Origin of the sequence: Catenibacterium sp. (genome assembly GCF_052354645.1) — a bacterium.
GTDB lineage: Bacteria > Bacillota_I > Bacilli_A > Erysipelotrichales > Coprobacillaceae > Catenibacterium > Catenibacterium mitsuoka_A.
Window position 1 is genome coordinate 1 of record NZ_DAWDDM010000291.1, and the last position, 2,488, is coordinate 2,488.

At 35.3% G+C, this 2,488-nt stretch carries 3 protein-coding genes and 2 pseudogenes; all 5 read left to right on the plus strand.

From position 1 onward, the window contains the following. Positions 1 to 223: pseudogene (locus ACT8VG_RS10105) on the plus strand (hypothetical protein); the annotation flags it as partial. Positions 224 to 254: 31 nt separating this feature from the next. After that, on the plus strand, positions 255 to 680 hold the full coding sequence (locus ACT8VG_RS10110) for a GNAT family N-acetyltransferase (RefSeq protein ID WP_444195787.1): 426 nt from the start codon (positions 255 to 257) through the stop codon (positions 678 to 680). A gap of 73 nt (positions 681 to 753) precedes the next feature. Continuing rightward, positions 754 to 1,724: pseudogene (gene xerA, locus ACT8VG_RS10115) on the plus strand (site-specific tyrosine recombinase/integron integrase). Between the two features lie 54 nt (positions 1,725 to 1,778). Then, the gene (locus tag ACT8VG_RS10120; RefSeq protein WP_444195788.1) at positions 1,779 to 2,081 is read left to right on the plus strand and encodes a type II toxin-antitoxin system RelB/DinJ family antitoxin; all 303 of its coding nucleotides are present in this window, start codon (positions 1,779 to 1,781) and stop codon (positions 2,079 to 2,081) included. Beyond that, positions 2,081 to 2,401 (plus strand): type II toxin-antitoxin system RelE/ParE family toxin, encoded by a 321-nt coding sequence (locus ACT8VG_RS10125; protein ID WP_444195789.1) that lies wholly within the window; start codon positions 2,081 to 2,083, stop codon positions 2,399 to 2,401. Before ACT8VG_RS10120 ends, ACT8VG_RS10125 begins: the two co-directional genes overlap by 1 nt. Positions 2,402 to 2,488: the final 87 nt, after the last annotated feature.

A 2,488-nucleotide genomic window follows, 5' to 3' on the forward strand; every position in this document is an offset into this window, starting at 1 on the left:
TGCAAGAACCTTAATTGAGTTTATTGTTAATAATTACAGAGAGCAATATGCCATTCTGCTAGTGGGAACAGGCGATAGCCCACTGACAATACCATTTTATGAAAAGTGTGGTTTTGTTCGTTCGCATATCATATCAAATTTCTTTATAGATAATTATGACCACCCAATCTATGAGAGTGGAATACAGTTGGTAGATATGGTGTATTTGCAAAGACCGTTATAATTTAAATTCAAGTTTATGGAGTGTCACCGTTATGATTAGAGAATTTCAAAGGGATGATATAAATAAAGTTGCAGATATATGGTTGGATACAAATATAAAGGCACATAATTTTATCCCCGCCGAATACTGGAAAAGCAATTTCAAATCAGTAAAAAAAGCGTTGTTACTAGCAGAGGTTTATGTGTATGAGTATGATACAGAAATACAGGGTTTTATAGGGTTAAATGATGAATATGTTGAGGGCATTTTTGTTTCTGGTGAAATGCAATCGCAGGGTATAGGTAAAATTCTGCTGAATTATGCAAAGGACAAAAGGAATAAGTTGCACTTGAACGTATACCAAAAGAACGCACGGGCAATATCTTTTTATAAGAGAGAAGGATTTGAGATTCAGCATAGTGGCTTAGATGAGGGTACCGGAGATAGCGATTATGTAATGACATGGCAACACATATAGAAATATCAGTAATACGCTCTGTTGATGTGCTGATTTTACTACGATATACTCCTTTAAAAAGGAGTGTTCTCTTATGGGTAGAGAAATTTATGACATCATCAATGACATGGCAGAAGTATTAAATGCATCGCAGATGCAGAAACTACAAGAGGTGTTGGCAAAACGGTTATCTGAAAATACTGTATCTGATTATTTGAAGACAACAAATATGGACTTCCTAGATATGTTTTTAACTGCAAAGCATTTAGAAGGGTGTTCTGACAAAACAATACGCTATTATAGGTGTAATATTGAAAAGATGTTGGATACAATAAATATTCCGGTCATAAAGATAACGACCGAGATGCTACGAAAATATCTTGTAGAGTATCAAACGATAAATAATTGTGGAAAGGTAACTATTGATAATATTCGTAGAAGTCTTTCCACATTTTTTTCGTGGCTAGAGGAAGAGGATTATATTATAAAAAGCCCAATGAAAAGAATTCATAAGGTAAAGACTGCCGTTATTGTAAAAGATACCATTCCGGATGAGAAAATAGAAATTCTTAGAGATAATTGTAATAATCTGCGTGATAGGGCAATGATTGATTTTCTGCTTTCAACAGGAATTAGAGTAGGCGAATTGGTAAGGCTGAACATTGATGATATAGATTTCTCTGAGCGGGAATGCGTGGTTTATGGCAAAGGAGACAAAGAGAGGAAAGCATATTTTGATGCTAAGACCAAAATTCATTTGTTGAATTATATTGAATCAAGGACAGATAATAATATAGCGTTATTTGTGTCGTTAAACAAACAACACAGTAGACTTACTGAAAGCGGTGGGAGTTATGATTACGAGAAATGGGGAAGAAGTTAGGTGTAGAAAAGGTACACCCACATAAGTTCAGAAGGACTATGGCCACCAGAGCAATTGAGAAAGGTATGCCGATTGAACAGGTACAGAAAATTCTGGGACATGAGCAAATAGATACAACGCTCAGATATGCAATGGTTAATCAAAACAATGTGAAACTATCGCATCGAAAATATATTTCATAGATTGACTTGTAACGCAAAAGACGTTACAATAAAAGAAAGATGGAGGTGTATTCTATGGGAAAAATAGCAACATTAAATATAAGAGTAAATCCAGATGTAAAAGAAAATGCAGAAAGTGTATTGGCACAATTAGGGATACCAATGGCTACTGCTATAGATATGTATTTAAAACAAATATCATTAGTAGGAGGAATTCCCTTTTCTATTGTATTACCAAAAGCAGCTAATTCAGTGAATGCAGATATGATGTCTGCTACACAGATTCATCAAAAGTTAGAAAAAGGATATGCCGATATAGAGAAAGGAAATGTTGAGGATGCAGCTAGTGCGTTTGTGGCATTTAGAGAGAGGCATTAATGAAGCAATATAAGGTAGAGATTACAAAAGAAGCTTTGCAGGATATGGAAGATATATACAATTATATTGCTATAGATTTGCTTGCTCCGGATAATGCAATGGGGCAATATAATCGCATTGCTGATGAAATACTTACATTAGACACTTTCCCGGAACGATTTAGGATTATGGATTCTGAGCCGGAAAAGAGAATGGAGTTGCGTAGAATGCCCGTCGATAATTATTCAGTGTTTTACTCAATCCGTGACGAAAGGGTAATTGTAACGGATGTGTTATACACGGCATCTGATATAGAAGCACGTTTGAGAGGCGAGCTATAAAAGCACGCGTTTATTTGAATTTGCTAAACGAGATGGTAAATATGTGGTGGTCTATTGGTGGTGGAATCATAATCTTTGCGTTAGGTA

Coding starts and splice junctions, on each gene's coding strand:
- ACT8VG_RS10120 (WP_444195788.1), top strand. CDS start 1,779: ATGGGAAAAATAGCAACATTAAATATAAGAGTAAATCCAGATGTAAAA.
- ACT8VG_RS10125 (WP_444195789.1), top strand. CDS start 2,081: ATGAAGCAATATAAGGTAGAGATTACAAAAGAAGCTTTGCAGGATATG.
- ACT8VG_RS10110 (WP_444195787.1), top strand. CDS start 255: ATGATTAGAGAATTTCAAAGGGATGATATAAATAAAGTTGCAGATATA.